25 protein-coding genes are annotated in these 25,804 nt (G+C 63.2%); 10 read left to right on the top strand and 15 right to left on the bottom strand.

Annotated elements, in window-relative coordinates; genetic code table 11:
* Positions 1-9: 9 nt before the first annotated feature.
* Genes flgG through GGR17_RS06365 form a run of 4 tightly spaced genes read left to right on the top strand, consistent with a single transcriptional unit; the run spans position 10 to position 2,455 of the window.
* Complete coding sequence (flgG, locus tag GGR17_RS06350) at positions 10-795, top strand: flagellar basal-body rod protein FlgG (protein ID WP_054537656.1); 786 nt, start codon at positions 10-12, stop codon at positions 793-795.
* Positions 795-1,220, top strand: coding sequence for a flagellar basal body P-ring formation chaperone FlgA (gene flgA, locus GGR17_RS06355; protein WP_054537655.1), 426 nt, complete (start codon positions 795-797; stop codon positions 1,218-1,220). Before flgG ends, flgA begins: the two co-directional genes overlap by 1 nt.
* A gap of 9 nt (positions 1,221-1,229) precedes the next feature.
* Positions 1,230-1,964, top strand: a complete 735-nt coding sequence (flgH, locus tag GGR17_RS06360) for a flagellar basal body L-ring protein FlgH (RefSeq protein WP_054537654.1) — start codon at positions 1,230-1,232, stop codon at positions 1,962-1,964.
* An 11-nt stretch (positions 1,965-1,975) separates the two neighbouring features.
* Entirely contained in the window at positions 1,976-2,455 is a 480-nt protein-coding gene (locus GGR17_RS06365) for a flagellar basal body-associated FliL family protein (RefSeq protein WP_054537653.1), read from the top strand.
* Here the strand turns inward: GGR17_RS06365 and GGR17_RS06370 are convergent.
* From GGR17_RS06370 to GGR17_RS06415, 10 genes are all read right to left on the bottom strand, one after another.
* Complete coding sequence (locus GGR17_RS06370) at positions 2,452-2,805, bottom strand: hypothetical protein (protein WP_054537652.1); 354 nt, start codon at positions 2,803-2,805, stop codon at positions 2,452-2,454. The two genes, GGR17_RS06365 and GGR17_RS06370, sit on opposite strands and share 4 nt — an antisense overlap.
* Positions 2,802-3,881, bottom strand: coding sequence for an EscU/YscU/HrcU family type III secretion system export apparatus switch protein (locus GGR17_RS06375; RefSeq protein WP_054537651.1), 1,080 nt, complete (start codon positions 3,879-3,881; stop codon positions 2,802-2,804). The genes GGR17_RS06370 and GGR17_RS06375 overlap by 4 nt, the downstream gene beginning before the upstream one ends.
* On the bottom strand, positions 3,878-4,657 hold the full coding sequence (locus tag GGR17_RS06380; RefSeq protein ID WP_054537650.1) for a flagellar biosynthetic protein FliR: 780 nt from the start codon (positions 4,655-4,657) through the stop codon (positions 3,878-3,880). Before GGR17_RS06380 ends, GGR17_RS06375 begins: the two co-directional genes overlap by 4 nt.
* Complete coding sequence (gene flhA / locus GGR17_RS06385; RefSeq protein ID WP_054537649.1) at positions 4,654-6,747, bottom strand: flagellar biosynthesis protein FlhA; 2,094 nt, start codon at positions 6,745-6,747, stop codon at positions 4,654-4,656. Before flhA ends, GGR17_RS06380 begins: the two co-directional genes overlap by 4 nt.
* The gene (locus GGR17_RS06390) at positions 6,744-7,388 is read right to left on the bottom strand and encodes a transglycosylase SLT domain-containing protein (protein WP_157445490.1); all 645 of its coding nucleotides are present in this window, start codon (positions 7,386-7,388) and stop codon (positions 6,744-6,746) included. The genes flhA and GGR17_RS06390 overlap by 4 nt, the downstream gene beginning before the upstream one ends.
* A gap of 247 nt (positions 7,389-7,635) precedes the next feature.
* Positions 7,636-9,660: a hypothetical protein gene (locus GGR17_RS06395; protein WP_054537648.1), complete on the bottom strand. Its 2,025-nt coding sequence runs from the start codon at positions 9,658-9,660 to the stop codon at positions 7,636-7,638.
* Positions 9,657-10,523, bottom strand: a complete 867-nt coding sequence (gene motA / locus GGR17_RS06400; RefSeq protein ID WP_054537647.1) for a flagellar motor stator protein MotA — start codon at positions 10,521-10,523, stop codon at positions 9,657-9,659. The genes GGR17_RS06395 and motA overlap by 4 nt, the downstream gene beginning before the upstream one ends.
* A 68-nt stretch (positions 10,524-10,591) precedes the next feature.
* Positions 10,592-11,185: a MotE family protein gene (locus tag GGR17_RS06405; protein ID WP_054537646.1), complete on the bottom strand. Its 594-nt coding sequence runs from the start codon at positions 11,183-11,185 to the stop codon at positions 10,592-10,594.
* Positions 11,182-11,664 (bottom strand): DUF6468 domain-containing protein, encoded by a 483-nt coding sequence (locus GGR17_RS06410; RefSeq protein WP_054537645.1) that lies wholly within the window; start codon positions 11,662-11,664, stop codon positions 11,182-11,184. Before GGR17_RS06410 ends, GGR17_RS06405 begins: the two co-directional genes overlap by 4 nt.
* Positions 11,665-11,672: 8 nt before the next feature.
* A complete protein-coding gene (locus GGR17_RS06415) occupies positions 11,673-12,164 on the bottom strand; it encodes a flagellar basal body-associated FliL family protein (RefSeq protein WP_054537644.1) in 492 nt (163 codons plus the stop codon).
* Positions 12,165-12,289: 125 nt separating this feature from the next.
* On the opposite strand from GGR17_RS06415, the gene fliF reads away from it, so the two are divergent.
* From fliF to GGR17_RS06440, 5 genes are all read left to right on the top strand, one after another.
* The gene (gene fliF, locus GGR17_RS06420; protein ID WP_054537643.1) at positions 12,290-13,939 is read left to right on the top strand and encodes a flagellar basal-body MS-ring/collar protein FliF; all 1,650 of its coding nucleotides are present in this window, start codon (positions 12,290-12,292) and stop codon (positions 13,937-13,939) included.
* The gene (locus GGR17_RS06425) at positions 13,939-14,535 is read left to right on the top strand and encodes a FliH/SctL family protein (RefSeq protein WP_054537642.1); all 597 of its coding nucleotides are present in this window, start codon (positions 13,939-13,941) and stop codon (positions 14,533-14,535) included. Before fliF ends, GGR17_RS06425 begins: the two co-directional genes overlap by 1 nt.
* On the top strand, positions 14,528-14,815 hold the full coding sequence (locus GGR17_RS06430) for a FliM/FliN family flagellar motor switch protein (RefSeq protein WP_054537641.1): 288 nt from the start codon (positions 14,528-14,530) through the stop codon (positions 14,813-14,815). Before GGR17_RS06425 ends, GGR17_RS06430 begins: the two co-directional genes overlap by 8 nt.
* Complete coding sequence (fliP, locus tag GGR17_RS06435) at positions 14,812-15,537, top strand: flagellar type III secretion system pore protein FliP (protein ID WP_054537640.1); 726 nt, start codon at positions 14,812-14,814, stop codon at positions 15,535-15,537. The genes GGR17_RS06430 and fliP overlap by 4 nt, the downstream gene beginning before the upstream one ends.
* Positions 15,538-15,651: 114 nt before the next feature.
* The gene (locus GGR17_RS06440) at positions 15,652-16,974 is read left to right on the top strand and encodes a UDP-glucose dehydrogenase family protein (RefSeq protein WP_054537639.1); all 1,323 of its coding nucleotides are present in this window, start codon (positions 15,652-15,654) and stop codon (positions 16,972-16,974) included.
* Positions 16,975-17,017: 43 nt separating this feature from the next.
* Here GGR17_RS06440 and GGR17_RS06445 read toward each other — a convergent pair whose 3' ends face one another.
* From GGR17_RS06445 to GGR17_RS06465, 5 genes are all read right to left on the bottom strand, one after another.
* A complete protein-coding gene (locus GGR17_RS06445; RefSeq protein ID WP_054537638.1) occupies positions 17,018-18,118 on the bottom strand; it encodes a flagellar basal body P-ring protein FlgI in 1,101 nt (366 codons plus the stop codon).
* Positions 18,115-19,128, bottom strand: a complete 1,014-nt coding sequence (locus GGR17_RS06450; RefSeq protein ID WP_054537637.1) for a flagellin — start codon at positions 19,126-19,128, stop codon at positions 18,115-18,117. The genes GGR17_RS06445 and GGR17_RS06450 overlap by 4 nt, the downstream gene beginning before the upstream one ends.
* Positions 19,129-19,130: 2 nt before the next feature.
* Complete coding sequence (gene flgK / locus GGR17_RS06455; protein WP_054537636.1) at positions 19,131-20,588, bottom strand: flagellar hook-associated protein FlgK; 1,458 nt, start codon at positions 20,586-20,588, stop codon at positions 19,131-19,133.
* 30 nt (positions 20,589-20,618) lie between these two features.
* A complete protein-coding gene (locus tag GGR17_RS06460) occupies positions 20,619-21,914 on the bottom strand; it encodes a flagellar hook protein FlgE (protein WP_157445489.1) in 1,296 nt (431 codons plus the stop codon).
* A 102-nt stretch (positions 21,915-22,016) separates the two neighbouring features.
* The gene (locus tag GGR17_RS06465) at positions 22,017-22,865 is read right to left on the bottom strand and encodes a flagellar motor protein MotB (protein WP_054537634.1); all 849 of its coding nucleotides are present in this window, start codon (positions 22,863-22,865) and stop codon (positions 22,017-22,019) included.
* Between the two features lie 403 nt (positions 22,866-23,268).
* On the opposite strand from GGR17_RS06465, the gene GGR17_RS20540 reads away from it, so the two are divergent.
* A complete protein-coding gene (locus tag GGR17_RS20540; protein ID WP_183314768.1) occupies positions 23,269-25,509 on the top strand; it encodes an ATP-binding protein in 2,241 nt (746 codons plus the stop codon).
* Positions 25,510-25,804 lie beyond the last annotated feature (295 nt).

The following is a 25,804-nucleotide window of genomic DNA, read 5'->3' on the forward strand; positions in this document are numbered from 1 at the left end:
AGGTGACGCATGCGCGCCCTGACAATCGCCGCCACGGGCATGAGCGCCCAGCAGATGCGGGTCGAGGTGATTTCCAACAACCTCGCCAACATGAACACCACCGGCTACAACGCCCGGCGGGCCGAATTCGCGGACCTGCACTATCAGCAGATGACGCGGCCCGGCACGATCAACGCCGCCGACGGCACCGTGCTGCCCACCGGTGTGCAGCTCGGGCTGGGGGTGCGCCCCGCCGCCGTCAGCGTGACCCTGTCGCAGGGGTCGCTTTCGGCCACCGGCGGCGACCTTGATCTGGCGATCGAGGGAAAGGGGTATCTTGAGATCACCCTGCCCTCGGGCCAGCCCGCCTTTACCCGTGACGGGGCGTTGAAACGCACGGGGGACGGGTTGATCGTGACATCGGACGGGTTTCCGGTGGTGCCTGACCTGACGGTGCCCGACGACGCGCGGGCGATTTCGATCAATGCCGCGGGCGAGGTCTACGCCTATTTCAACGACCGCGTGCAGCCAGAGCTTCTTGGGCAATTCTCTCTGGCCGGGTTTTCCAACGAAAAAGGGCTGGAGGCGATGGGATCGAACCTGTTCCTGGAAACCGCGGCCTCGGGCCCGGCGATCACCGGCACGCCGGGCGAGGACGGGTTGGGCACACTGCGCCAGGGCTATCTGGAGGACAGCTCGGTCGACGCGGTCAGGGAGGTCACGGAACTGATCGAGGCGCAGCGCGGCTATGAGCTGAACGCCAAGGTGATCACCGCCGCCGACCAGATGCTCGGCGCAACCACGCAGGTGCGGTGATGCGCCTGTGCCTGCTTCTGCTGCTTCTGGCGGCGCCCGCCGGGGCCGACACACTTGTCGCGGCGCGAACAATCCGGGCAATGGCGATCCTCGGCCCGCAGGATCTGGCGTTGATCGCGGCGCCCGTGCCCGGCGCCCTGACCCGCCCCGAAGAGGTGATCGGTATGGAAAGCCGGGTGATCCTTTATGCCGGGCGCCCGATCCGCCCCGGAGACATCGGGCCACCCGCCATTGTCGAACGCAATCAGATCGTGCTGCTGCATTATCGCCAGAGCGGCCTGTCGATCACCACCGAGGGCCGCGCATTGGGCCGCGCCGGGGCGGGCGATGTGGTGCGGGTGATGAATCTGGCCTCCCGCACCTCTGTCACCGGCCGGGTCAGCGAAACCGGCGAGGTCTTCGTGGGCAACCCGCAACATCCATAGGAGCGTGTGATGAACAGCGCCAAACTCATGTGTTTTCTCGCCCTGCTTGCCATTCCGGCAGGTTGCGGCCGGGTTGCGAACCTGGGGCAGGCCCCTGGTTTCTCGCCGACGGAGGATGGAAATGCCTTCTTCGCCATGTCCTCGGCGCCCTTCCCCACCACAACCCGCACACACCCGCCCGCTGGCCAGGCCTCGCTCTGGAGCGGCGGGCGCGCCTCGCTGCTGGGAGACAGACGGGCGGAACGACGCGGTGATATCCTGACCGTGGTGATCGAGATCGACGACAAGGCCGAGATCTCCAATTCCACGGGCCGCTCGCGCAGCGGGTCGGAGAGCCTTTCCCTGCCCAGCTTCTTCGGCATTCCGCAGCGGATCGACCGAAAACTGCCCGACGGCGCCAGCATGGCCGAGGCTGTCTCTACCACCTCTTCCAGCGCGTCGAGCGGCGACGGATCGGTGCGGCGCAATGAAAAACTGACATTGCGGGTGGCGGCGACCATCACCGATCTGCTGGCCAATGGCGTCGCGCGGATCGAAGGATCGCAGGAGGTGCGGGTGAATTTCGAAATGCGGGAGCTTCTGGTTACCGGCTATGTGCGGCCCGAAGACATCTCGCGCCAGAACGAGATTACCTATGACAAGATCGCCTCGGCCCGGATCTCCTATGGCGGACGCGGGCAGATCACGGATGTGCAGCAACCACGGTATGGCCAGCAGATCGCCGATATCGTGCTGCCGTTCTGAGGGCCGCGCGCATGTCAAAGCTTCTGCCGCTTCTCATCGCCCTGACAGGGCTTGCTGCCGGAACAGGCGCGGGGATCATGCTGCGCCCCGCCCCGGAAGCGGCCGCCGGGGAGGGCATGGAAGCAGACCACGGCGCGGCGCCTGAAAAGCACGAAAAAGCCCCCGAAGACGTCGAATTCGTGAAGCTGAACAACCAGTTTGTCGTGCCCGTGGTAGAGAACGGGCGGGTGTCGGCGCTGGTCGTTCTGGCGCTCAGCCTGGAGGTGGCGCTGGGCGAAAGGGCCAATGTCTATCAGCTGGAACCCAAGCTGCGCGATGCCTTCCTGCAGGTGCTTTTCGACCACGCGAATTCCGGCGGGTTCCGGGGCGCGTTCACCACCAACACCAATATGTCGGCGCTGCGCATGGCGCTGACCGAAATGGCGCAAAAAGTGATCGGCCCCACGGTGAGCGACGTTCTGATCATCGATCTGGTGCGCCAGGACACCTAGCGCGCCGCGGCTTTTCGCGCGACCCCGGCCAGCGCCTGCTGCCGCCCGAAGGCCCGCGCGGCGGCGCGGCGCGCCTCATCTTCGGCGACGCGGGCGCGGGCAAGCGCCTTGTTCAACTCGGCACGCCGCAAGTCGGACCATTTGAGCCACATCAGATCACTGCCCGCGCGGGAGGCCGCACTTTCGACATCGGGGATGACGGCACGGCGACTGGCATCCAGCTCCGCCAGTTGGCCCTCAACGCAATGGCGCGCTGCAACGGCCATTTTCAGCTGTAACAGAGCCGTTTCAAGGATTGCGTCGGTAATCGCTGCAAGGCGCGAGATCTGCTTGTGGCGCGGGCTGCTCATCGCCGTGCCTTCTTGCGCATGGCCTCGGAAAAGCGGATTGCGGCGGCCACGGCGCGATAATGATCCCGGCGGATTTCCTGCCCGATTTCGACCGTGGCATGAAGCGCGCGCGCGGTTGGCGGGTCGCTGTGCAGCGGCACGCCCGCACCGGCGGCGGCTTCGCGGATCCGGGCGGCGATCTCGTCGACCCCTTTCGCCACGCAAACCGGAGCACCGGGCGACGCGCGATCCCATTTCAGGGCCACGGCATAATGGGTCGGGTTCACGATCACGACATCGGCCTCGGGAACATCTGCCAGCATCCGGTTCATCGCGATCGCCATACCTTTCTGACGCCGCTGCTGTTTCATGACCGGATCGCCCTCGGCCTGCTTCATCTCGTCCTTCACGTCTTTGTCCGACATGCGGTTGCTGCGGATATGCTCGAAATATTGCCACAGGTAGTCAATCGCCCCGATCAGCACCGAAAGCGCGACCGCCACCAGCAGGAATTCCACCGCCATCCCAAACATCTGCGACATCGCGGGGCCGGGGCCGTGGTTCATGCTGGACAGAATGTCGGGAACATGCCGGATCAGGTATATGGCCAGAACAGTGCCGAAAGCGCTCAGCTTCACGGCGCTTTTGGCGAATTCGAACAGACCCTTGCGGCCGAACTTGTTCTTCGCGTTGGCCATTGGCGAGATGCGGGAGAGCTTGGGCTGAAGCTTTGACGGCACCACGATCAGGCTGCGCTGCGCCAGGATCGACAGGAGCGCCGCAAGCGCCGGGCCGGCGAACCAGGGCGCCGCCCCGACGAGAACCGCCGCCATCAGCCCCCCGGCCAAGGGGCGCGCGCTGCCACCAAATATGAGGGGGGCGAGCGTATCGGGGCGGGCCAGAAGAGTCTGCGCCGCGGCGCCCAACGCCGTCAGCGAGGCCGCGCCGACGCTGAGCGCGACAAGGGCGATCCCGGCATAGCCGGCGGCCGTGGTCAGATCGGCGGAGCGGGCGATTTCGCCCTTCTTGCGAGCCTCTTCCAGCTTTTTCGGGGTCGGGTCATGTTGCTTGTCTTCGTCCTCCCCCGCCCCGCTCATGGCGCGGCCCCGTAGGGGTTGGCCAGGATACCGGTCATCCAGCCGCCCCAGATGTTCAGCATCGCCGGCATCGCCAGAGCCATCAGCACAAGGCCGCCGGCGGTGATCGCAGGGGCGCCGACGAAGGCCACCATGAGCTGCGGCATGGCGCGGTTGATGATGCCAAGCGCCAGATTGTAGATCAGCGACGCGATGACAAAGGGCATCGCGAGGGTCACGGCAAGGCCGAAGCCCCGGGCGATATGCCCGATGCCCCATTGCGCCAGCATCGCCGCATCAGGCATGCGGGCGGGCGGCAGGATGTCATAGGACAGGATCATCGCCTCGGCCGCGCGAACATGAAGCCCGCTCATCACCGCCAGCGCGAGCCCGGCGCTGACCAGAAGGTGTGCCATCGCCGGCTGCGGCTCGCCCCCGACCCCGCCGAAAATCTGCGACAGCGAGGTCGCCTGCGCCGCGACCTGGCCCGCGATCTGCAGCACCATCACCAGCAGGCGCAGGATCATGCCGAGTGACAGGCCGACCGCCACTTCGCTGGCGATATAGGGCAGGAAATCGGCTTCGGACGCGGGCACGGGGCCGATGCTACCGGAAACCGCCGGGGCGATCACCATGCTGAAGGCCAACGCGAGCGCAAGCCGCACGCGGGGCGGCACGGAATGTTCGCCGAAGGCCGGCAACAGCGCCATGACCGCGCCGACCCGCAAGAAGACGATAAACCCCAGCGACAGGCTTTGCTGCCCGGCGGGCAGCAGTGCAGCCAGCGCCGCGATCATGCCGGAACCAGCCCCACCAGCGCCGGGCGCGCCTCGGTTCCGACCTCTTCGAATGACAGGACAGGCGCGGCGATTCCCTTGGCCGCCATGACCGTGCGCAGATACCGTCGCCTGCGGGTGGAGGTGACGAGCGCCGGAAATATCCCGCTTTCCCCCGCCTTGGCCAAACGGTCGGAAACCGCATTGGCCAGCCGGTTGAACTCTTCCGGCGGCAGGGCGACATCCTGCATGCCTTGGGTGCCCTCGATCTGATAGGTGGTGAAACGCTCTTCCCATTCGGGGGCGAGCTGCAGCAGGGGGATGGTGCCGTCGGGCCGCCGGTGTTCGGCGACAAGCTGAAAGCCCAGCCGGTGGCGCACATATTCGCAGATCGTCTCCGGCCCCGGATGGCTGTGGCGCGCCTCGGCGATGGATTCAAGGATCAGGGGCAGGTTGCGGATCGACACCCGTTCGTCCAACAGCAGGCGCAGCACGGCAAGAAGCAGATCGACCGGCACCTTTTCCGGCACCAGCTCATCGATCATGCGCTTGTTGGCCTCGCCCCGCTGCGGGTCGGACAGGTTGGTCAACTCATCCAGGATGCGCCGCAGCGCCTTGAGCGTCAGAAGGCGGGCGAAATTGCGCCGGATCACCTCCAGCAGATGGGTTGCGAGCACTTCGGACGGGTTGACGAGGGTGACACCGGCCAGCGCCAGATCATCCCGGCTGTCGGGCGTGACCCAGCGCGCGGGGGCGCCGTAAACAGGCTCTTTCACCTCATCGCCCCCGGGCAGGTCCGGCACCCCGTCCGACTGAAGCGCCAGCATCTGGCCTGGGCGCAGCTGATCGCGCGCCTGTTCGACGCCCTGAATGCGGATGGCATAGGTGCCCGGCTGCAGCGCGCCGTTATCGGTCAGGCGAATCTCGGGCAAGATCAACCCGTAGGCCTCGGCCACATGTTTGCGCATATTGCCGATCCGCGCGTCCAGCCCTGTGGCCGGGTCAAGAACCATCCCCACCAGATCAGGCGCGAATTCGACATGAATATCATCCAGATCGAGGATATCCCCCAGCGAGGCCTCACGGTTTTCGGGATGTGCATCCGCAGGTGCGCGCGCGGCCTCCTCCGCCCGCCGGGTGTTGGCGCGATGCCCGGCCCAGGCGGCCCCACCGAGCACGGCGGATCCGGCGACGAAGGGCAGGAACGGCAGGCCCGGCACCAGCGCGAACAGCCCCATCAAAAGCGCGACCGTGGCCAGCGCCGGCGGATAACGCCCCAGTTGCGCCACCAGCGCAAGATCGGTGGCCCCCGTGGCCCCGCCGCGCGCCAGCAAAAGCGCCGAAGCGATGGAGATGATCACCGCCGGTATTTGGCTGACGAGCCCGTCGCCCACCGTCAGGATCGCATAGGTTTCGAACGCGCGGCCAACCGGCATGCCATGCAGGGTGATGCCGATGACGAGGCCCATCACCAGATTCAGAAGCGTGATCAGCAGGCCCGCCACCGCATCGCCCTTGACGAATTTCGACGCGCCGTCGAGCGAGCCGAAAAACGTCGTCTCGGCCTGTTCACGCTCGCGCCGGGCTTTCGCCTCTTCATGGGTGATGGCGCCGGCGGACATGTCGCTGTCGATCGCCAGCTGTTTGCCCGGCATCCCGTCAAGGGCGAAGCGCGCGCCCACCTCGGCCATGCGCGCGGCGCCCTTGGTGATCACCATGAAATTCACGATCAGCAGCACGCCGAAAACCACGAGGCCGATCAGCACGCTGCCGCCCATGACGAAATCGGCGAAGCCTTCGATCACATTGCCGGCCGCATGGGTGCCGCTGTGCCCCTGCCCGATGATCAGCTTCGTGGACGACACGTTGAGCGAAAGCCGCAGCATCAGGCTTGCCAGCAGGACAGTCGGGAACGAAGAGAAATCGAGCGGGCGCTCCACGAAGAGCGTCACCGTGAAAATCAGGATGGCCAGCGCGAAAGACGCGGCGAGGCCGACATCCAGCACCCAGGCCGGCACCGGCAGGATCATCATCACGATCACCGCCATGAGCGCCAGGGCGAGCAGGATCGTGGGCCGAAAAATCTCTCTGACGGAAAGGCCTGCGCTCATCGAATGAGCCTTTGGCTACTGCCGGCGAACAAGCCTGCGTCGGCGGCTGAGGTGACCGGCACCAGAGAGCCGAGGCCGCGCCGCGCCTCACCCGCTTGTAACAACGGGTACAGGTTGACGCGCAGGGCCGGGGCCAGCTTTCCGGTGGCGGGCGCGGAATCGGCCCGCGCGTGGCGCGTGGCGATCGGTGCTGCCGCGCCGGATCCGTCTTCGTTGCGCAACGCAGCGCGGAAGGTATCGAATCGCTTGCGGTACCTGTCGGAAAACTTGCGGGTGCGCGAATGATAGGCGCCCGCCGCAGCGCTCCAGTTTCCTTTTTCGGCATAGAGATCCAGCAGGAACCGTGCCGCATAGAGCGCATTCTGCTCGGGCTGTATCATCTGCTCGATCGACGCGAAATTCCTGCCATGCCATTTGTAGTTCAACTGAAAACAGCCGACATCGAAACTGCGCGCCCCGGCACGGTGATGCCGGCCGACATAGGTAAGGGCCGCATGCGGATCATCGAACCAGACCCCCTTTCCCTCCATGTTGACGGTCCAGGGCCAAGGCCGCATCGCACCATCGCGCCGGCGCCCGGTTTCGGTGAGCGAGATCGCCTTGAGAACCGAGATCGGAACGCCTGTTCTGGCGGCGGCCATTTGCGCGGCCCTGTCGCAAAGCGTTGATGGATTTGCGCCCCAAGCCGGCGATATAGCCGCAAGGCTGACGATCCACAAAAGGGCCCCGAAAGACCTGCGGCCGAGCGCGGCCCTACGCGCGAAGCGCCACTTCCCATCAGTTGTGTCGAAATCCGACCCGAATGCCATTCTGGCTGCTCCCGTTCTGGGTTGTCTCGACGCAGGCTAGGGCCGGGTGGTTGATAAACTGTAACCATCTGAGGATTTGCTATTCCGGCGAAGAAACCTCGGAGTCCGGAATGGCCAGCGCACCGTCGGCTGCGGCCCGGATGGCCGCGGATTGTTCAAGAAGCGCATAGGCGCCGGCCAGGCTTGGCCGCTCTTGGCTCGGTGCGTCGTCGCGTTCCACTTCCGCGTCGACAGGGCGGGGCCGCTCAACGTGATCGGGCGGGGGGAGAGCAACACTCCGGCCGCGTGCGATTTGCAGGCCCCGCGTGTGATCCGGCCCGTGCGCGCCAGTCTGCACCTGCCCCGATATCGCTCCGGCAAGCTCGGGAAAGCCGAGGTCGACGAAGCGTTCAAAAACTGCTTTTGCGCTGTCTTCAAGCAGGGAAAAGCCGGGCGTGTTCACCAGCGCTGTCGCAAAGCGCAGAAAGTCGGCGTCGGGCGCATGTTCGCTCAGGGCCAGGGCGAATTCGCTGTTCAACTGCACCTGACTTGACACCGGATGCCGCAGAAGAAGCGAAAATGCAGCGGAATAGTCTTCATTCAGTGCGTGACCCAGGATCGCGACGCGGGCCAGATCCGCCCCCAATCCGCTGCCCCTGTGTTCAAAGACAAGCGCTTCGGCATTTGCAATGTCTTCTGCCCGTGGTGGCTGGCCCATGCCTATGCGGGCCTGCATCACCTGCAGCAACGCCTCGGACGAGTGCGAATCGTTGCTGGCGATTACGTTGTCCAGCGCAGCTTCCGCCGCTCCGACATCCCCTTTGCCGAGATCCAACTGGGAATCGAGCAATGCAAGCCCCGGATCATCGTCGGCTCCGGCGCGGTCGATGGCGTTTCGGATCTGCGTGGCGACCTCGATTTCGCCAGCGTCTATAAAACGATCCGCCAGGCCCGGCCCGAGATAGCGCCGTAAATGAGGGGGAAGTGCCGAAAATGCCGCAGTCACGGCAGCTTGGTTGATCTCTGGGCCGGGCGGCAACCCCGGCTGCGCCAGAACCGACCACAGGGCAGCGGACCCATCGCAGCCGTGCTGACCCCGCAGGGTTGACGCCCCGGCAGAACGCCCGTCCATGATATTTGCCAGATCCGCAAGGAAATCGGCGTTCGGCAATCGGGTGTCAAAGGCTTGCATCGCGTTCCGTGCTTCGGCGCCAAACCCCAGATAGAGGTAGGTGCGCACGAACCGGCCCAGGGCTTCGGGCTGGACCCGGTCAAATTCACCGATCAGCACCCCCCGCGCGTCGGCAATGAGCTTGGGCGCGGGCAACGCGCCGCTCGTTTGGAAAAAGGCAAAATGCCGATCCGCCAAGCAGGGTTTCACAGTGGCGGTTTTGGGCATCTGCCGAGCAAGCCGATTGTCCCTGTCGATGCTGGTTTCGACCCTGATCGCGGCGTCATGCGCGTCGTCGCCCGCAGAAGGACCGGGTTTTGCGGCCCCGACAGGCTCTGCATCCGGCGCCGTGCTGACATGTACAAGGCCCTGCGCCGCCGCGCGTGCAAGCGCCTTGAGCAGGAGGGCCTGCATATCCGGCCCGGCAGCAGGATCGGTGGGAGAGCTTGGCCCGGGGGCTTCCGGTAGACCCTCCCCCGGAAACGCAGTCAGAAACGGCACCGCCGACCGGCCCAGATATGCGGGCAGCGATATCGGTACTGTTGGCGATATTTCATCGGCCACGGGGTGCTCCGGGCTTTCCGCAACCGGGAGTTCCGGTTTGTCTTTCAGATCAATAACCAGCCTGCCCGGCTTGATTTCAAAGGCCTCCGCCTCGCACGCACAATCCGATTTCAAGAGTACGGCGCCCGAGGCAAGATCAACAGAGATGTCGGAAAGCCGGGTACGCGGTATCAGATGAAAGACCCGGCTGAAATCGAAACTGATATCCTTTCGCCCAAGAGACAGGAGATACCCGTCTGCGATCTTGTCGAGCGTCCACGCAGTCGGCCGGGAGAATTCCATCACGAGCCGCGAAAATCCCGCATGTTCACCCGACCGCACACGCACCGTCTCTGCCAGGGCGGGCATCGCCATAATCCAGGTGAAAATTGCGAGCGTCAGACGGATCATGCCGCAGCTTTCGTGGCTTTTAACGATTCTTCGAGATCGTTGAAACTGGGGCGATAATGGCTGGGGGTGTTCTGGCGCCCGACCTCGATGCAGATATTCGCGGCGTGATTGTAAAGATTCGCCACCAGAACCTCGCGAATAAGCTGATGGAAATGCGCGTCTTCTTCGATGACTGATTTCAGCTTGGCCGCGAAAGGACCAACCAGGCCGTAAGCGAGGAAAACCCCCAGAAACGTGCCGACCAGGGCACCGCCGATGAGCTTGCCCAGGATTTCGGGCGGCTGGTCGATCGACCCCATGGTCTTGATGACGCCGAGAACCGCCGCCACGATCCCCAGGGCTGGCAGACCATCGGCGATGGTTTGCAGCGCATGGCTCGAATGCATCGCATGATGAAGATTAGCCTCCATCCGCTTTTCCAGAACCTCCTCGACCTGATGCGGATCGTCATAGTTCATGGCAGCGGAACGAAGGGTATCGCAGATGAGCTCAACCGCCTCTTTGTCGGCCAGTATTCTCATGTATTTCTGAAAGATGGCAGACTCCTGCGGCGCCTCGATATGTTCCTCCAGCGCGACGGCATTCTGGCGGGCGAGGCGAATCAACTCGAACAGCAGGCAGAGCAGATCACGGTAATCCTCCGGTTTCCATTTCGGGCCTTTGAAAACCTTTCCGATGTCCTTCAGCGTATGCTTGATCGCCGCCATGTCATTGCTGATGACAAAAGCCCCGAGCGCGGCGCCGCCGATCATGGTGAATTCATAGGGAAGCGATTTCAGGATGATGGCCATCTTGCCACCGGCGGCCAGATAGCCGCCAAACACCATCACGAAGATCAGGACGATGCCGATGATGCCGATCATGCGCGATGCTCCCTCTTTCCGTATCGAACTCCGGCTTAGCCTTGCAATGCCGGGTTAAGATTTCCTGATCACTCTGTCGGAACGCCGACGTTTCTGCCCGCCAGAAGCACGCTGATCGAATAGGCCTGTTCCGGAGGCATCCCCGCCAGGACCGACGCGGCGGAATCTGGCCGCATCCGGCCCAGAAAACCCGCCGCAAAATCGGGAGCCATTTCCTGAAACAGGGCCGCGGCGTCTTTCGGCTTCATGCTCTCGTAAACCGCGGTCAACCGGCTGAGATCGCTTTCCGCCGCCCCCTCGGCAAGCGCGATCGTCGCGCGAAGCGCGGCCTCTGCCGCGTTCAGCTCTGCGATCTGACGCGACAGATCCGCGTGCGATTGCGCCAGTTTCCGGCCGCGTTCCGCCTGCAGCTTTTCGGTTTCCGCAGCGCGTGCCTCCCGGGCCTGAAGCGCGGCGAAAAGCGGGGCGATGGCCGGATCCGGCCCGCAGCTTTCGGGGGCCTGTTCCACCCCGGCCAGATCGGACAGATCCCCCACGCCGCGCGCGACGGCAAGGCCGGTACCGCTGCCCAGCCGCACGATACCGGACCCGAGCAGCAGAACCGTGATGACAAACAACACACCCCGCCCCGCCCCGCGCCGCCCTTTTTCCGCTCCGCTCATCCAACATCTCCCGATTGTTCACGCAGGATCAGAGGCTTTTCTCTTGATGACGCCGATCGCATGAAGGCCAACGGCGCGGTTTCGGGCTGGTTCTGCCCAATGTCCGCGTGGCCGTTCTTGGCCGGCCGCCTGGCCGCATTTTCCGATGCCGGGGGCCGCGTGGCAGGAGCTTTCTTTTCGGGGCCGGTGTCGGGAAGCGGAATGTCATGCAAAGACGCCACCAGAAGTTCCAGCCGTTGGGCCACGCCCTCGGCACGCTCGGTCAGGCCACCGAGCGAGCTTGATGCGGTTCGGGCAGAGGATTGCGCCCCTTTCAGAGCCCGGGTCATGTCATCGACCTGGGCCGACAAGACCGCAATCGCGCCGCCCATTCCGGTTTCCAGATCATCGAACCGGCGCAGCCGGCGGGACAGGATCATACAATAGAAGGCCGCGCCCAGCGCGCCCGCCACAAGAAGTATATCGGCCACAAGCGCCATGTTGCCCCCTAGTTCAACACAAATTCAGTAATCAGAAGATCGCGCACGCGCCCGTTTCCGGTCACGACCTGAACCCGGCGCAACATCTGCGCACGCAGGCGAACAAGGGCCGAGCGATCCTCCAGATCCGACAGTTCGACCGCGCGGAGATAGCTGTTCAGCACATCGAGGACCCGCGGCATAAGATGCGAAACCTCGCCTTCGTAAGCCGGCGCCACCTCCAGCTGCGCGGCGAATCGCAAGTGCCGACTCGCACTCTCCGGCCCGAGCGAAACGATCAGCGGGTCAAGCGCCACGAAGGCGATATCCCCCTGTGCCGGCGAGGCCGGCGCGTGAGAAGCCGTAGCGTGAGAATCGCCACCACCACCGCCTAACATACCGGAATACATCACGAAAAACCCGCCCCCACCCAATATGAACGCAAGCGCGATACCCACGAGAATGGGCAATGCGGATTTTTTCCTTGGCGGGGTTTCTTCGGCCATTTCGGTGTGGGCCATCGCTTTGTTCCACTCTGTTTCCGGTTGTCCTTTCTTAGGCGCAGGAGAGCTAACCGTTTATTAAGGCTGATGGGGAAAGGATGCGGTGACAGCGGGCAGAAGCCCGCGCAAACCGGAGTATCGCCGTGCAACAGCTTGTCGCTGTCTGGTCCAGACTGGATGTTCGCCGCCGCGTTATCGCGGCCCTCGCGACGCTGGCCATGTTCACGAGCGTTCTGGCGATGTCGCGGATGGCCACGGCGCCCCAGATGTCGCTTCTCTATTCCGGCCTTGAAAGTGGCGCCGCCGGCGAGGTTCTGCGCGCGCTGGAACAGCAGGGCGCCGCCTATGACATTCGCGGCGGGGCGATTTACGTGGACAGCCGGCAGCGCGACGCGCTGCGCATGACCCTGGCCGCCGACGGGCTGCCCGCCAACGGCACCGCCGGGTACGAGGTGCTTGATTCGCTTTCCGGGTTCGGCACAACCTCGCAGATGTTTGACGCCGCCTATTGGCGCGCCAAGGAAGGTGAACTTGCGCGGACGATTATGGCCAGCCCTTTCGTGCGCGCCGCCCGAGTGCATATCGCGAATGCGAGTGGTCAGCCCTTCCGGCGCGACCTGAAGGTGACCGCATCAGTCACTGTTACACCTGCAAATGGCACATTTGCCCCGGATCAGGCACGGGCGCTCCGATATCTCGTTGCCTCTTCCGTCGCGGGGCTTTCACCGGATGACGTGTCGGTGATCGACGGCACCAACGGAACCATGCTTATGTCGGATGGCGCGCTGCCGGTATCGCGGATCGCGGGCGATCATGCCGCAACGCTCCGCCAGAATGTCGAGCGTCTGCTGGCCGCGCGCATGGGCCCCGGCCGCACGGTTGTCGAGGTCAGCGTCGAGACAGAGACGGACAGCGAATCGATCATCGAACGACGCTTCGACCCGGAGGGGCGCGTGGCCATCTCCACCGATACCGAAGAGCGCAGCACCTCGGCAAATGACCGCGCCGGGGCCGGCGTCACCGTTGCCAGCAACCTGCCCGACGGCGAGGCCGCGCCGGACAGGAACTCCAACAGTTCGAACAGCGAGACCCGCGAGCGGGTGAATTACGAGGTGTCGGAAACCCAGCGCGAGCTACACCGGACGCCCGGCGCGATCAAACGGCTGAGCGTTGCCGTGATTCTGGACGGTATCCGCACCACGGGCCCCGACGGCATCGAGGAATGGGCGCCGCTGCCGGCCGAAGAGCTTGAAGCGCTCGAACAGCTCGTCGCATCCGCGGTTGGCTTCGATGCCGCGCGGGGCGATGTCATCACCCTGAAATCGATGCCTCTGGAGCAGCCCGAAGCGCTGGGTACCACCGCCGCACCTGGGCTTTTCGGCAATATCAGGCTCGATGTGATGTCACTCCTTCAACTTGCGGTACTTGCAGTTGTCGGGCTTGTTCTGGGGCTTTTCGTGGTGCGCCCGGTGCTTTCGGGGCGTGGCGCCGCACCCGTTGCCGGCCTTCCCGCGCCAGAGCGCCCGGCGTCGCGGCCCTATGCGCAGGGTCGCGCCGGGGATACCGCCGAAGATCAGAGCCTGACAGGGGAAATCGTTGCCGAGAGCCTTCCCGAACTGACGGCGAATTCCGTATCGCCCGGGCTTTCGGAATTGCCCCGGGAAGCCGGGGCACAGGCGGCGCCTGCCTCTGCCGACCCTGTCGATCAGCTCCGCAGGCTGATTGAAGACCGGCGTGAAGATACGGTCGAAGTGCTGCGTCACTGGATCGAGCACGAGGAGGAGTCGACCTGATGTCAAACCGACTCTCGCTGGAGGAGTTTTCCGTCACCACTCCTGCCCAAAGTGTCGCTGAAAGCGCCTGGATGCCGGAAGACGAACGGCTGGCCGTCTATGAAGAAGGCTACAAGGCCGGATGGGATGATGCCGCCGCCGCAGAACAGCAGATACAGACCCGTGTGAGCGCGGATTTCGCCAACACGCTGAAGGGGCTTTCGGTTTCCTTCAACGAGGCGCGCGAGCATGTGCTGAAGTCGGTGGCACCTGTTCTGCGGTTGATGGCCGAAAAGGTTCTGCCCGATCTGGCGCGACACGGGCTGGCGGAGATGGTGGCCGAGCGCGCCCGATACGCGATTGAACAGGCCGCGGGTGGCCCGATCGAGCTGGTGATCAATCCCGGCAACCGCCCCGCCCTAGAGCATATCCTGAGTGATGACGCCGGCCTGCCCATCGTCATTACCGAACAGGCGAGCCTCGGCCCGGGCCAGGCCTATCTGCGCTCGGCGCGGGGCGAGGAGATGGTCGATCTCGATCGCCTGATCCATGAAATCCGGGAGGCCGTCGAGGCGTTCCTTCACGCCCATGAAGAAGAGGCAAAACCAGATGACTGATGTGCCAGATCGCAGCGCGGGCGCGCCCGAAAACCCGCTCACCAACGTGCCGGTCGAGGTGACGATCTCGGTTGGCAAGGCGCGCCTGTCGGTTCGCGAACTGCTGGCGCTCGGCCACGGCGCGGTTTTGCCGCTGGACAAACGGGTGGATGACACCGTTGAGCTTTTCGTCGGCGACAGGCTGATCGCGCGCGGCGAGTTGCAGGAGTTGAGCGGCGAGTCCTCCGGGCAGCTTGCCGTGCGCCTGACCGAAGTCGCCGATCCGCAGAGCCGCGCATGACCCGGATCCGCTGGCTGCTGACCCTGTCGGCAATCGCCCTGCCCGGGCTCGCCGGCGCGCAGGAGCTGAGCCTTTCATTCGGTGATGATGGCACGCTCACGGCCCGCAGCGTTCAGCTCATCGCCCTGCTGACAGTCCTCAGCCTCGTGCCCGGTCTGGCCGTCATGCTGACGTGTTTCCCCTTCATCGTCACGGTTCTGGCGATTCTGCGCCAGGCCATCGGCTTGCAACAGTCGCCACCAAACATGATGATTGTCAGCCTGGCGTTGTTTCTGACCTATTTCGTGATGGAACCGACATTCCTGGATGCCTGGCAGAATGGTATTGCGCCGATGATCGCGCAGGAAATCACCGCCGAGCAAAGCTTTGCCCGCAGTCTCGACCCGTTTCGCTCCTTCATGGCGGCACGTATTGATGCCGAAACCTTCGCATCCCTGCAAAGTCTCCGCCCCGAAGCCAGCGGGCTCTCGCCGCCGGAGGCTCCTCTCTCTCTGGTCGTTCCTTCCTTTCTTTTGAGCGAAATCTCACGCGCCTTCGAAATCGGGTTCCTGATCTACCTGCCGTTCTTGATCATCGATCTGGTGGTCGCCGCAGTGCTGATGTCCATGGGGATGATGATGGTGCCCCCGGCCGTGGTTGCCATGCCGTTCAAACTCGCGTTCTTCGTGGTGGCCGACGGCTGGACCCTGATTTCGGAGGCGCTGGTACGGGGCTATTTCTAGCCACCCCGTGGGTTTTCGAACCGCGCGGCGCCGGAGTTCCGCCGCTCCGGTTGACTTGTCGCGGCCGATCGCTCATCGCTTTGCCACGTTTTTCTGTTTTCCGGGGACGGGTTGATGAAGATTGCGATGATCGGAACGGGCTATGTCGGGCTCGTGTCAGGGGTGTGTTTTTCCGATTTCGGGCATGAAGTGATCTGTGTGGACAAGGATCCGCGCAAGATCGAGATGCTGGAGCGCGGCGAGGTTCCGATCTACGAGCCCGGCCTTGACGAGTTGATGGAAAAAAACGTCGCGGCCGGGCGGCTGTCCTTCACCGGGGATCTGGCGAAAGCCGTGGATGGCGCGGATGCGGTGTTCATCGCCGTGGGCACACCAACACGGCGGGGCGACGGGCATGCCGACCTTACCTACGTCATGGCCGCGGCAGAGGAAATCGCCGGCGCGCTGACGGGCTATGCCGTGATCGTCACGAAATCGACCGTGCCGGTCGGAACCAACGAACGGGTCAAGCAAGCCGTCGAAAACGCCAATCCGGGCGCCAATTTCGATGTTGCCTCGAACCCTGAGTTCCTGCGCGAGGGTGCGGCGATCGACGATTTCATGCGCCCCGATCGTGTCGTCGTCGGGGTGCAATCCGAGCGCGCGAAGGCCGTCATGGGCGGCATCTATCGCCCCCTGTTCCTGCGCGATTTTCCGGTCGTCTATACGGATCTGGAATCGGCCGAGATGATAAAATACGCGGCCAATGCTTTTCTTGCCACGAAGATCACCTTCATCAACGAAATCGCGCAGCTTTGCGAACGCACCGGCGCGGATATCAAGGCCGTGTCCAAAGGCATGGGCCTTGACGGGCGGATCGGGAACAAGTTCCTGCATGCCGGGCCCGGCTACGGCGGATCATGTTTCCCGAAAGACACCTCGGCACTGGCCAGGATCGGGCAGGATCACGCGGTGCCCATGCAAATCACCGAAACGGTGATCAAGGTCAACGACGAGATAAAGCGCCGGATGATCGGCAAACTGCAGGATCTGTCAGACGGCAGCTTCAACGGCAAGACCGTGGCCATTCTGGGCGTGACGTTCAAGCCGAATACAGACGACATGCGCGATGCGCCTTCTCTGACGATCGTGCCCGCGCTGATTGGCGGTGGTGCCAAGGTCAAGGTGGCCGATCCGCAGGGCCGGCGCGAAGGCGAAGCCCTGCTTCCCGGCGTTCAATGGGTCAGCGACGCTTATAAGGCAGCCCAGAACGCGGACCTTGTGGTGCTGCTGACCGAGTGGAACGAGTTCCGCGCGCTGGATCTGAAGCGGGTGGCAAAGAAAATGGCGACGCCGCGTATGGCGGACCTGCGAAACATCTATTCCGCGGCAGACGCAAGAGAGGCCGGTTTCGAGGCCTATTGCTGTGTCGGCCGCAGCGGCTACATGCCCGAATAGCCCGTATCCGCGCCCCGATGCGTCGGGGCGCTGCATTTCGGCCCTACCGCACCAGAAATTCGGCGTGCAGCGCCCCTGCCGCCTTGATGCTTTTCAGAATATCGATCATGTCGCGCGGGGAAACGCCCAGCGCGTTCAGCCCCGCCACCACCTCGGAGAGAGAGGTGCCGCCCTCGACCTCGGCAAGGCCCGTGCCTGGCTCCTCTTCCAGCCGCGCTGAGGTTCTCGGGACGATCACGGTGCCCCCCGCAGAAAACGGATTGGGCTGCACGACCAGCGGCTCTTCCCGGATGCGCAGGGTGAGGTTGCCCTGCGAGACGGCCACGCGCGAGATGCGGACGTCCTCGCCCATCACGATGGTCCCCGACCGCTGATCCACCACCACCCGCGCGCGGCGCTGCGGCTCCACCGTCACGTTTTCCAGCCGCCCGATCACATGCGCCGGTGATCGCATGCCCGCACGTCTGATGTTGAGTTCCACAGTTCCCGCATCCAGCATCAACGCCACCTGCCTGCCGAAAGATCGGTTGACGGCACGTTCGATCCGCTCGGCCGTGGTGAAATCGGGGGTGCGCAGGGCGAGCCGGATCATCGCAAGCGACGAAAAGTCGAACTCGATCTCCCGCTCCACCCGCGCGCCAGCCGGAATAACGCCGGACGTCGGAACGCCCTCGACCACCGAAGCGCCATCACCGCTGGCCGATGCGCCCCCGGCAATGACCGTGCCCTGACCCACCGCGTATATTTCGCCATCGGCGGCCTTGAGCGGGGTCATGATCAGCGTACCGCCCAAAAGGCTTTTCGCGTCACCAATGGCCGAAACAGTCATGTCGATCCGCCCGCCGACCCTTGCAAAGGGCGGCAGGGCCGCGGTTACGAAAACCGCCGCGACATTCTTGGGGCGAAACTGCTCTCCCGTCACGTTGACGCCCAGCCGTTCCAGGAGATTTGACAGAATTTCCTCGGTGAAGGGCGCATTGCGGATGCCGTCGCCGGTGCCGTTCAGCCCCACGACCAGGCCATAACCAACGAGATCATTGCCACGCACCCCGTCGAATTCCACCAGATCCTTTATCCGCACGGGCGCACCAAGGGCCGCGCTGGCCACGCCGAATGACAGCCACAGAAGAAGGGCCCGGATCATGTCAGAAAATCCGCGAGGCTGAGACGCGACAGGCGCGCGGTGACAGTGTATAGCGTTTCCAGCTGCCCCTGTACCGCCTCCATCTCGGTCGCCGTATCATAAGGGTCCGCGCCGATCAGTTCGGTTCGCGCGATCTCCATCGCCGAGGTTTGCGAAGCGTTTTCGGCCGAAATTGTCTCTATTCTGTTTTGCGTATTGCCCAGCTCGGCCCTTAGCGTGGCAAGTGGGCGTTCGGCGGTCAGCAGATGTTCGGCCGCCTGCTGCGCAAGCTCCGCGCGCGCAGTGGCATCACCGCCCAGCAACTCCGGATCCTCAAGCAATGCCGCTGTCGCCACACCGCGAATGACGCCACGCAACGCCGGATCGGCGGCGGTGATATCAAGAGACAGGAGATGACCATCCGCCAGGCGCACCGGCCCCGCGGGCGTGGCACTTCCCTGATAAGCCTGCGTTTCAAAGCCGCCGGTCTGGGTGCCGAACCAGGCGGCGGCGGCAGCCATTACATCATCTGCGGTCACCGCCCCGGAAACGGCGGTGCGGAGGCCGGACATGATGTCGTCAGCGCTGACCAACGCGGGCGTATCGGTCGCGGCGCCGGAAAAGAGAGAGCGGCCCGCCGCCTGCGTGTTCAGAACGGAAACCGCGTGTTCAAGCTTGCCCATCGCATCGACCCCCGCCGTTGTCACCAGCGTGGGATCAACGGAAGAGCCGGCCAGAAACAGCCCGGGGTAAAGGCCCGAGGACATGTCGTCGAGTGTTCCCAGGCTTGCCTGCATCGCATCGGTGGTGACTTTCGCTTCGGTAAGTGCGGTCTTGTAGGCGCCCAGAACGGTAAGGCTTCGCTCGATTGCCGCAAGCGGAGTGAAATCGCCCGACAGGCGCTTGCCCGGATCGCGGGCAAGACCCGTGACAAGCTCTTGCGAGAGCGTGCCCATCCGCGTTTTCAGATTGGAGTTCTGGCGCCGCAGAACCAGGCTTTGGGCCATGTCGCCGATGGAAAGGGATGTCATGTTCAAATACTCAACAGGGTTTGCATCATGTCGTCGATGGTGCGGACAACGCGGGCATTGGCGGAATAGGCCTGTTCGATCAGAAGCAATTTCTGCATCTCCTGATCGGTATCGACCCCGAATTCCAGTTCCGCGGTTTTCAGCACCTCGCCCTTGGCGCGGGCAAAGCTCTGATCCGCTTCGGCGCTTTGCCGCGCGCCGCCGACGAAAGAGAGATATTCCGCGCTCAGATCCGAGGTGCTGGCCGTGCTGCCGGTGAAACGGCCCGAGGCCACGCTCCGGGTTTCGGAAAGAACGTCGGCAAAAGCGCTCAGAAGGCCCGCGTTTCCGGGCGGACCCGCCGTGGCGGCCCCAAGGCCGTCACGAAGCCGCCAGAGGCTGCCACCGTCGGCCGGATCGACCGCCCGGTTAAGCTGGAGTCGTGACGCAATACCGATCTCGTTGGCCGGGTCGAAGGCAGCGCCCTGATCGGTGAACAGCCCGGTGGCACCGGCGGGCACGGTCGGATCCAAGCCCGGCGTCTGAAACCGCGCAATCAGATCGCGGGCCAGCGCGTCAAGCTCTGTCTGGGCGTCCACCGCCAGAGCATCGCGCTGATCGAACAACGCCGAAAGGCTGCCACCTGCAGCGGGCGCGTAGGGGCCGGAGGTGGACACCGGCTGTCCGTTCAGTTCCAGCCCGGACAACGCGCCCGAGGCGAGGGTCATTTCCGGCACGATCGTGCCCACGGGGGCAAAGCCGAAACTGGCGGGCTGACCATCCAGCAAAGTCGCGCCGGTGGCGGAATAAAGCGCGATTTCACCGGAGTCACGGCTGACGGCGCGCAGGGGGATGACCTCGGAAATATCATCCACAAGGCGCTGGCGCTGATCCATCAGACCGGCCGCATCATGCCCGGCGCCCATTTGCCGCCTGATCTTGTGGTTCAGGTCCGCGACTTTTTCCAGACGGTCGTTAAGCTGACCAACCTGTTGCGCGATATCGCGGTCGGCATCCATCCGCAGGCTCTGAATGTCACCGGATATGTCGTTGAACCGCGAAGCAACCTCCCGCGCGGCCGAAGCGACCTGTGAAAGCCGGGCGTCACTGTCGGGCCGGCTGGCCGCGCCGATCAGCGCGGTTTCCAGTGCCGCGATCCGGCCCGACAGCGACCCGGCGTCGGACGGCAGGCCAACAGAGGTTTCAAGCCGTGCGAAAAACGCCGCCTTCCGATCCGCATGGGCGGTGTCCGCATCCGCAAGGCGACGGTCGGCGATGAGCTGCGGATCGACATCGCGTAACACACCGTCGATCCGGACACCGGCGCCCTGCCCGCCCAGGGTGGCCGGGGAGGTTTGCAATATGCGCCGTCCGTAGCCTTCGGTCGTGGCATTCGCCACGTTGGAAGAGACGACCTGCGCCGCCCGCGCGGCGGCGGTGAGGCCCGACAGGGCATTGGCGAGAGAACCTGAAATTGACATCGTTGTCCGGGCCTTTCGGCGAAATGGGATTTATCGTTTGATATTCGTGGTTTCCTGCAACATTTCATCCACGGTCTGGATGATCTTGGCGTTGGAGGAATAGGCCCGCTGTGTCTGGATCAACTGGGTCAGTTCGGCCGCCACATCGGTCGCCGATTCCTCTCGTGCATAGCCCACGACCTCTCCGGTCGGGCCATCGCCCGCGTCCCACAGGAAGAACGGGCCGCTGTCGGGAGAGATCTGATAGGACTGGTTGTTGAGAGAGATGAGCCCGTTCGGGTTGGGCACATCGACCAGCGGCACCTGATAGATCGTCCGGGTGAAACCCACGTCATAGATCGCGTGAAGAAACCCGTTGGCGTCCAGCTCTACCGAGGTCAGATTGCCCACAGGCGAGCCGTTTTTGGTGATCGACGTAGGCGCGAAGCTGTTTGAAAGCTGGGTCAGCCCCGCCGGATCTCCTAGCCCGCCGATCGTGACCTCGATCGGCCCGCCCGCGACATCAATGGATAACGTGCCCGCCGCCCCGTCATAGGCGCCGCCCGAAACGGTGGTGACGGAGGACAGCGTTCCCCCATCGGCGCGGCTGTTGTCGAAATTCAGCGTATATTCCCCGACGGTTGCACCGCCGGACGCGGAATCAGTCAACACCATGGTCCATTGATCGGATTCTCCGCTGGCCGGGATAGTTGGCGTGAAGCTGGCGGAGATGGTTTCGGACGTTCCGAGATTGCCGAAATACTCGACAGACAATGTCAGCGGGTCGCCCGATGCCCCGGCTGCAGTTTCGGTCGCCGGCAGGTTCACCCCGAGTTCGATCTGCGTTGTCGGATCTCCCTCGAACTGGTTCACGTTGATCCGGATCGGCTCCAGCCCGTTGATCGTGTCGCGGGGATAGGCGGGCACGGTACCGTCATTTCCGGCGGGCCAGCCCATCAGCACCATCCCGGTATCGGTGCGCAGCACGCCCTCGTCATCGGGGTGGAACGAGCCGGTTGTCATCAGATACATCGGGTAGTCTTCGCCATTGTCCAGGGCCACAGCCTCGGTCACCGGAAGCATTCCGCGGCCGCCCACCGCGATATCGGTGGCGTTGCCCGTGGTCACCAGCGGCCCGCGCTCGTCGATCTGGCGATGTGTCGTCGTGCGCACGCCGCCTGCGGAAAACCCGCCCGCGCCGTCGATGACCATTGAATGGAACTCTGCCCCCGACCGTTTGTAGCCGTAGGTGGCGGAGTTCGCGATATTGTCGGAGATCGTCGCCAGCCGGGTCGCGTTGGCGTTCAGCCCCGCAACGCCGGCGTTCAAAGAGGAGGATATTGTCATGGGTGTGTGCGCCTTTCTGATGCTTCAGCCCCTTTGTCTGAGCGAAGCGTTACAGGCGCGGCCTTAACAGGGCGCTAACCGGACATCCGAATTTTCGCCCCCTCAAACATCCGATCGCAGAAGGATCAGCTCTATCCGGTTGTTGCGCGGCGCCATTGGCCGGGGCGTGGCGGGGCTGCGGTCGGCGTGACCGGTGACACGCCTTATGCGCGCGGGCGGCAGACCGGTTTCCGCCAGAAGATCACGCACCGCACCGGCCCGGCGGGTGGACAGATCCCATGACGGGTCCGTCACCACGGCGCGGGCATAGGCGCGTGTGTGCCCGCCGATGGCGACACCGTTGTCGACCAGTGCGAAGACAGGCGCAATCACTCCGATCATCGTGGTCAGTACCTGGGTCGGCTCGGACGTATCGGGCTGAAACAGGCCCTGACCTTCCAGATCGAACAGTTCCACGATCAGCCCTTCATCGGTGACGCGGGTCACGATGTGGCGCAGGATATCATCACTGATCATGCTTTCCCCCGCGCGCGCCATCAAAAGCTGCCCGATATCATCCAGCGCCTCGCGCATCGCCTGTTCCTGCGCGTCGCTGCCTGTTTGGGAAAGCCCGCTTTGCCCGCGTGCCTGACGCTGCTCCGAGGCATGGCGGCCCGAGGCGCCGGTGCCATTCTGGGCCATGACCGTTTCGGAAAAAACGCTCTCGCCGCCAAAAGATCCCTCTCCCCCGCCCGAGATCCGGTTCACGGCAATGGTCGGATGAAAGTAATCCGCGATGCCTTTTCGTTGTTTTTCCGTCGTTGCGTTCAGCAGCCACATCAACATGAAGAAGGCCATCATCGCAGTTACGAAATCGGCATAGGCCACTTTCCACGCCCCACCGTGGTGCCCATCACCCGCGACAACCTTCTTGCGTTTGATGATGACTGGCGCATTGCTGCCAGTGCTCATCTCACCACCTTTGTATTCACCCGGGACAAGCGATAGCAGCGGAGCGTGAACGGGCGCTTAACCTCTAAAATGCGAGACAATGCGCTGAATCGGGGTCCGCTCTGGCTTTCGTTGCGGGTTCAGATAACACATTCATACTCCCGCAAAAGTTGACCATGCGGCATATTCCGCACTTCATTCTTTGCGGAGGCTTGGCTAACGTGGTCTATAATTCGAACAGACAAGCCGCCAAGGCCTTCCAAACTTAAGAGCAGCAGACCCCGGCAATATCTTTCGAGCTCGCGCCACGCCACGTTGCAGCAACCGGAAGTCGCAATGCAGGACATGAAACACGATGCAAATGCAATCGCTGCGTGCGAGAATCATTCTCCTTACCTGCCTGACTGTGGTGTCTTCGGCAGCCGTGATCGGTGCATTCAGCTATATCCGGACTGTAAGAAACACGCTTGATATCGCTGTCGAAGGCCTGAACGGTGAAACGCGGCTGATGGCCCTGCGGTTCAAGAACGTGCATGACCAGATGAAAAGCGATCTGCTCATGGTTTCGGTCTCGCCGTCGTTTCAGGCCGTGGTGCAGCGACGGCTTTCCAACACCGGCAATATCGATCACCGCCCTCAGACTGACCGGCGCGAGGCATTGGCCTCGCTCTTCACCGCGCTTCTCGAGACACGCCCCTATTACACCCAGGCGCGGCTGATCGGACTGAAAGACAACGGGCGCGAACTGGTGCGTGTGGAACGTCAGGGGGACGTAATCATACGCACGCCCAAGGAAAATCTTCAGGAAAAACACGCGGAGCCCTATTTTCAGGAGGCGACAGCGCATCTCGATCACGAACTGAACACCAGCCCGCATCACGGGCACAAGGTTTCGTTTTCCGATGTCACCTATAATCGGGAAAACGGAAAGATCTCCTTGCCCCGGATCGTCACCATCCGCGCGGTGCTGCCGGTGTTCGACGAATACCACAACCCGTTCGGCCTGATCGTGATGAATGCCGATTATGAAAAGCTTCTGTCTCACGCATTCACTGGCGTCATCCGAAATGACAGTGTTTTCGTTGTCAACAATGCGGGGGACTATCTGAAATATGAAACCGACGGAACGATTGCCGGCCTCGAGTTCCATGACGCCTATACCATACCGCCTCCGGCGGTCGTCGATACAATCCTGAATTCCGAGGCCGGCGAAGACTCCTTTATCGACGATCAGAACATTTCCTACTTCGTGCGCGTCAACGTGAACGAGGACGAGCCGGACGAAACCCTTTCGGTCATGCTTCAGATTCCGCGGGATATGCTTCTGAGCGGCGCCCTCGCGATCCGCCGTGACGGTATGATGCTCACCATCGCCCTATTGCTCGTGACCCTCGGCGCGACCTCGGTTCTGTCGCGCAGGCTCATGGCTCCGCTGGAACAGCTTACCGACAAGGTCACGAAGTCAAAGGAAGACAACGCCCGCCTCGAGTTGCCGGTGGGGACAGCTGACGAGGTCGGAAAGCTGGCAAGGGCCTTTCAGGCATTGACCGACAGCCATGTCGAGAACGAATCCAAATTGCGTTCGGTCATCTCCAACATCGGTGAGGGGATCGTCATGATTGACGAGACCGGCATTATCGACAGCTTCAATCCGGCATGCGGGCGAATTTTCGGATATGCGCCGGAAGAGGTTATCGGGAAAAACATCAGCATGTTGATGCCCGCACCCCATCGCGAAAAGCATGATGCCTATCTGAAAAGATACGACAGCTCCGGCGAAAAAAAGATCGCCTGGGAAGGCCGCAGAGAAACCGGACTTCGCCGCGACGGAAGTGAATTCCCCGCAGAGCTGACCGTTACCGAACTGGTGCTGGACGGGCGCCGGCGCTTTATCGGCATATTGCGCGACATCACGGAGCAAGAGGCCGTCGACAGGGCAAAGACAGAATTCATCTCCATCGTCAGCCATGAGCTTCGCACACCGCTCACGTCGATCAAGGGCGCGCTTGGCCTGTTGCGGGGCGGTGCGCTGAAAGACAAACCGGGCAAGACGCAAGAGGTTCTGGATATCGCCTACAAGAACAGCGAACGCCTGCGCCGGCTGATCGACGACATTCTGGATATGGAGCGGATCGGTTCGGGGAAAATGGACATCGCACCCGAACCCATGGATCTTGCCCTGCTCGTCAGGGCGTCGATTCAGGCCAACAAGGGTTATGCCGCGGAACACGGTGTTTCTTTCATTCGCTCGGGCGCGCACGAACCCGTTCTGGTGAACGGGGATGGCGACCGGCTTATGCAGGTCATGGCCAACCTTCTGTCTAATGCGGCCAAGTTTTCCGAAAAGGGAGGCGAGATCAGGATCTCCCTGAGCCAGGATACGCAAAAGGGAACCGTCCGCGTATCGGTCAAAGACAATGGCTGCGGGATCCCCGAAGCGGCGCAGGCGACAATCTTCGACCGCTTCACACAGGCGGATTCGTCGAGCCAGCGCAAGAAGGGCGGATCGGGCCTCGGGCTGGGAATTGCCAAGAAGATCGTGGAACTGCATGGCGGCACCATCGGCTTTGTCACGCAGGAGAAACGCGGGACAACCTTCTTTTTTGAGCTAGAGATGCTGGCGGACGCGAAAACCAGGCCGCTGGATGTCTACTCCTGCGACTGACGCCGCAAGCTCGCCGGACGTCGCTCGGCTGCTCCCCTCGCCCGACGGTGCGGGGCGCTGCCTGAAAGGTGCAAGAGCTACGGCTCCGCGCTTTCCGGCCCTGTTTCCACAGCATTCACGGCATGTAGCGCGCGCAGGCGCAACGCCTTTCGCCATGCCGTTACACTGTGCGCCCCGAAGAATCGCCTCTGGCCGCTCACGATTCACCAACTGCCTATTCTGAATCCAAGTCGGCGGCTTACCGACTCGGTGAGCAATCTTCTGCGCACGCAAAACGCCCGCCGGGCATGATCCG

This window comes from Actibacterium naphthalenivorans (genome assembly GCF_014196965.1).
In the GTDB taxonomy this organism is placed as follows: Bacteria; Pseudomonadota; Alphaproteobacteria; order Rhodobacterales; family Rhodobacteraceae; genus Actibacterium_A; species Actibacterium_A naphthalenivorans.

Excerpts from the sequence above, each read along its gene's own strand:
- flgG (WP_054537656.1), top strand. The coding sequence starts at position 10 with ATGCGCGCCCTGACAATCGCCGCCACGGGCATGAGCGCCCAGCAGATG.
- flgA (WP_054537655.1), top strand. The coding sequence starts at position 795 with ATGCGCCTGTGCCTGCTTCTGCTGCTTCTGGCGGCGCCCGCCGGGGCC.
- flgH (WP_054537654.1), top strand. The coding sequence starts at position 1,230 with ATGAACAGCGCCAAACTCATGTGTTTTCTCGCCCTGCTTGCCATTCCG.
- GGR17_RS06365 (WP_054537653.1), top strand. The coding sequence starts at position 1,976 with ATGTCAAAGCTTCTGCCGCTTCTCATCGCCCTGACAGGGCTTGCTGCC.
- GGR17_RS06370 (WP_054537652.1), bottom strand. The coding sequence starts at position 2,805 with ATGAGCAGCCCGCGCCACAAGCAGATCTCGCGCCTTGCAGCGATTACC.
- GGR17_RS06375 (WP_054537651.1), bottom strand. The coding sequence starts at position 3,881 with ATGAGCGGGGCGGGGGAGGACGAAGACAAGCAACATGACCCGACCCCG.
- GGR17_RS06380 (WP_054537650.1), bottom strand. The coding sequence starts at position 4,657 with ATGATCGCGGCGCTGGCTGCACTGCTGCCCGCCGGGCAGCAAAGCCTG.
- flhA (WP_054537649.1), bottom strand. The coding sequence starts at position 6,747 with ATGAGCGCAGGCCTTTCCGTCAGAGAGATTTTTCGGCCCACGATCCTG.
- GGR17_RS06390 (WP_157445490.1), bottom strand. The coding sequence starts at position 7,388 with ATGGCCGCCGCCAGAACAGGCGTTCCGATCTCGGTTCTCAAGGCGATC.
- GGR17_RS06395 (WP_054537648.1), bottom strand. The coding sequence starts at position 9,660 with ATGATCCGTCTGACGCTCGCAATTTTCACCTGGATTATGGCGATGCCC.
- motA (WP_054537647.1), bottom strand. The coding sequence starts at position 10,523 with ATGATCGGCATCATCGGCATCGTCCTGATCTTCGTGATGGTGTTTGGC.
- GGR17_RS06405 (WP_054537646.1), bottom strand. The coding sequence starts at position 11,185 with ATGAGCGGAGCGGAAAAAGGGCGGCGCGGGGCGGGGCGGGGTGTGTTG.
- GGR17_RS06410 (WP_054537645.1), bottom strand. The coding sequence starts at position 11,664 with ATGGCGCTTGTGGCCGATATACTTCTTGTGGCGGGCGCGCTGGGCGCG.
- GGR17_RS06415 (WP_054537644.1), bottom strand. The coding sequence starts at position 12,164 with ATGGCCCACACCGAAATGGCCGAAGAAACCCCGCCAAGGAAAAAATCC.
- GGR17_RS06425 (WP_054537642.1), top strand. The coding sequence starts at position 13,939 with ATGTCAAACCGACTCTCGCTGGAGGAGTTTTCCGTCACCACTCCTGCC.
- GGR17_RS06430 (WP_054537641.1), top strand. The coding sequence starts at position 14,528 with ATGACTGATGTGCCAGATCGCAGCGCGGGCGCGCCCGAAAACCCGCTC.
- fliP (WP_054537640.1), top strand. The coding sequence starts at position 14,812 with ATGACCCGGATCCGCTGGCTGCTGACCCTGTCGGCAATCGCCCTGCCC.
- GGR17_RS06440 (WP_054537639.1), top strand. The coding sequence starts at position 15,652 with ATGAAGATTGCGATGATCGGAACGGGCTATGTCGGGCTCGTGTCAGGG.
- GGR17_RS06445 (WP_054537638.1), bottom strand. The coding sequence starts at position 18,118 with ATGATCCGGGCCCTTCTTCTGTGGCTGTCATTCGGCGTGGCCAGCGCG.
- GGR17_RS06450 (WP_054537637.1), bottom strand. The coding sequence starts at position 19,128 with ATGACATCCCTTTCCATCGGCGACATGGCCCAAAGCCTGGTTCTGCGG.
- flgK (WP_054537636.1), bottom strand. The coding sequence starts at position 20,588 with ATGTCAATTTCAGGTTCTCTCGCCAATGCCCTGTCGGGCCTCACCGCC.
- GGR17_RS06460 (WP_157445489.1), bottom strand. The coding sequence starts at position 21,914 with ATGACAATATCCTCCTCTTTGAACGCCGGCGTTGCGGGGCTGAACGCC.
- GGR17_RS06465 (WP_054537634.1), bottom strand. The coding sequence starts at position 22,865 with ATGAGCACTGGCAGCAATGCGCCAGTCATCATCAAACGCAAGAAGGTT.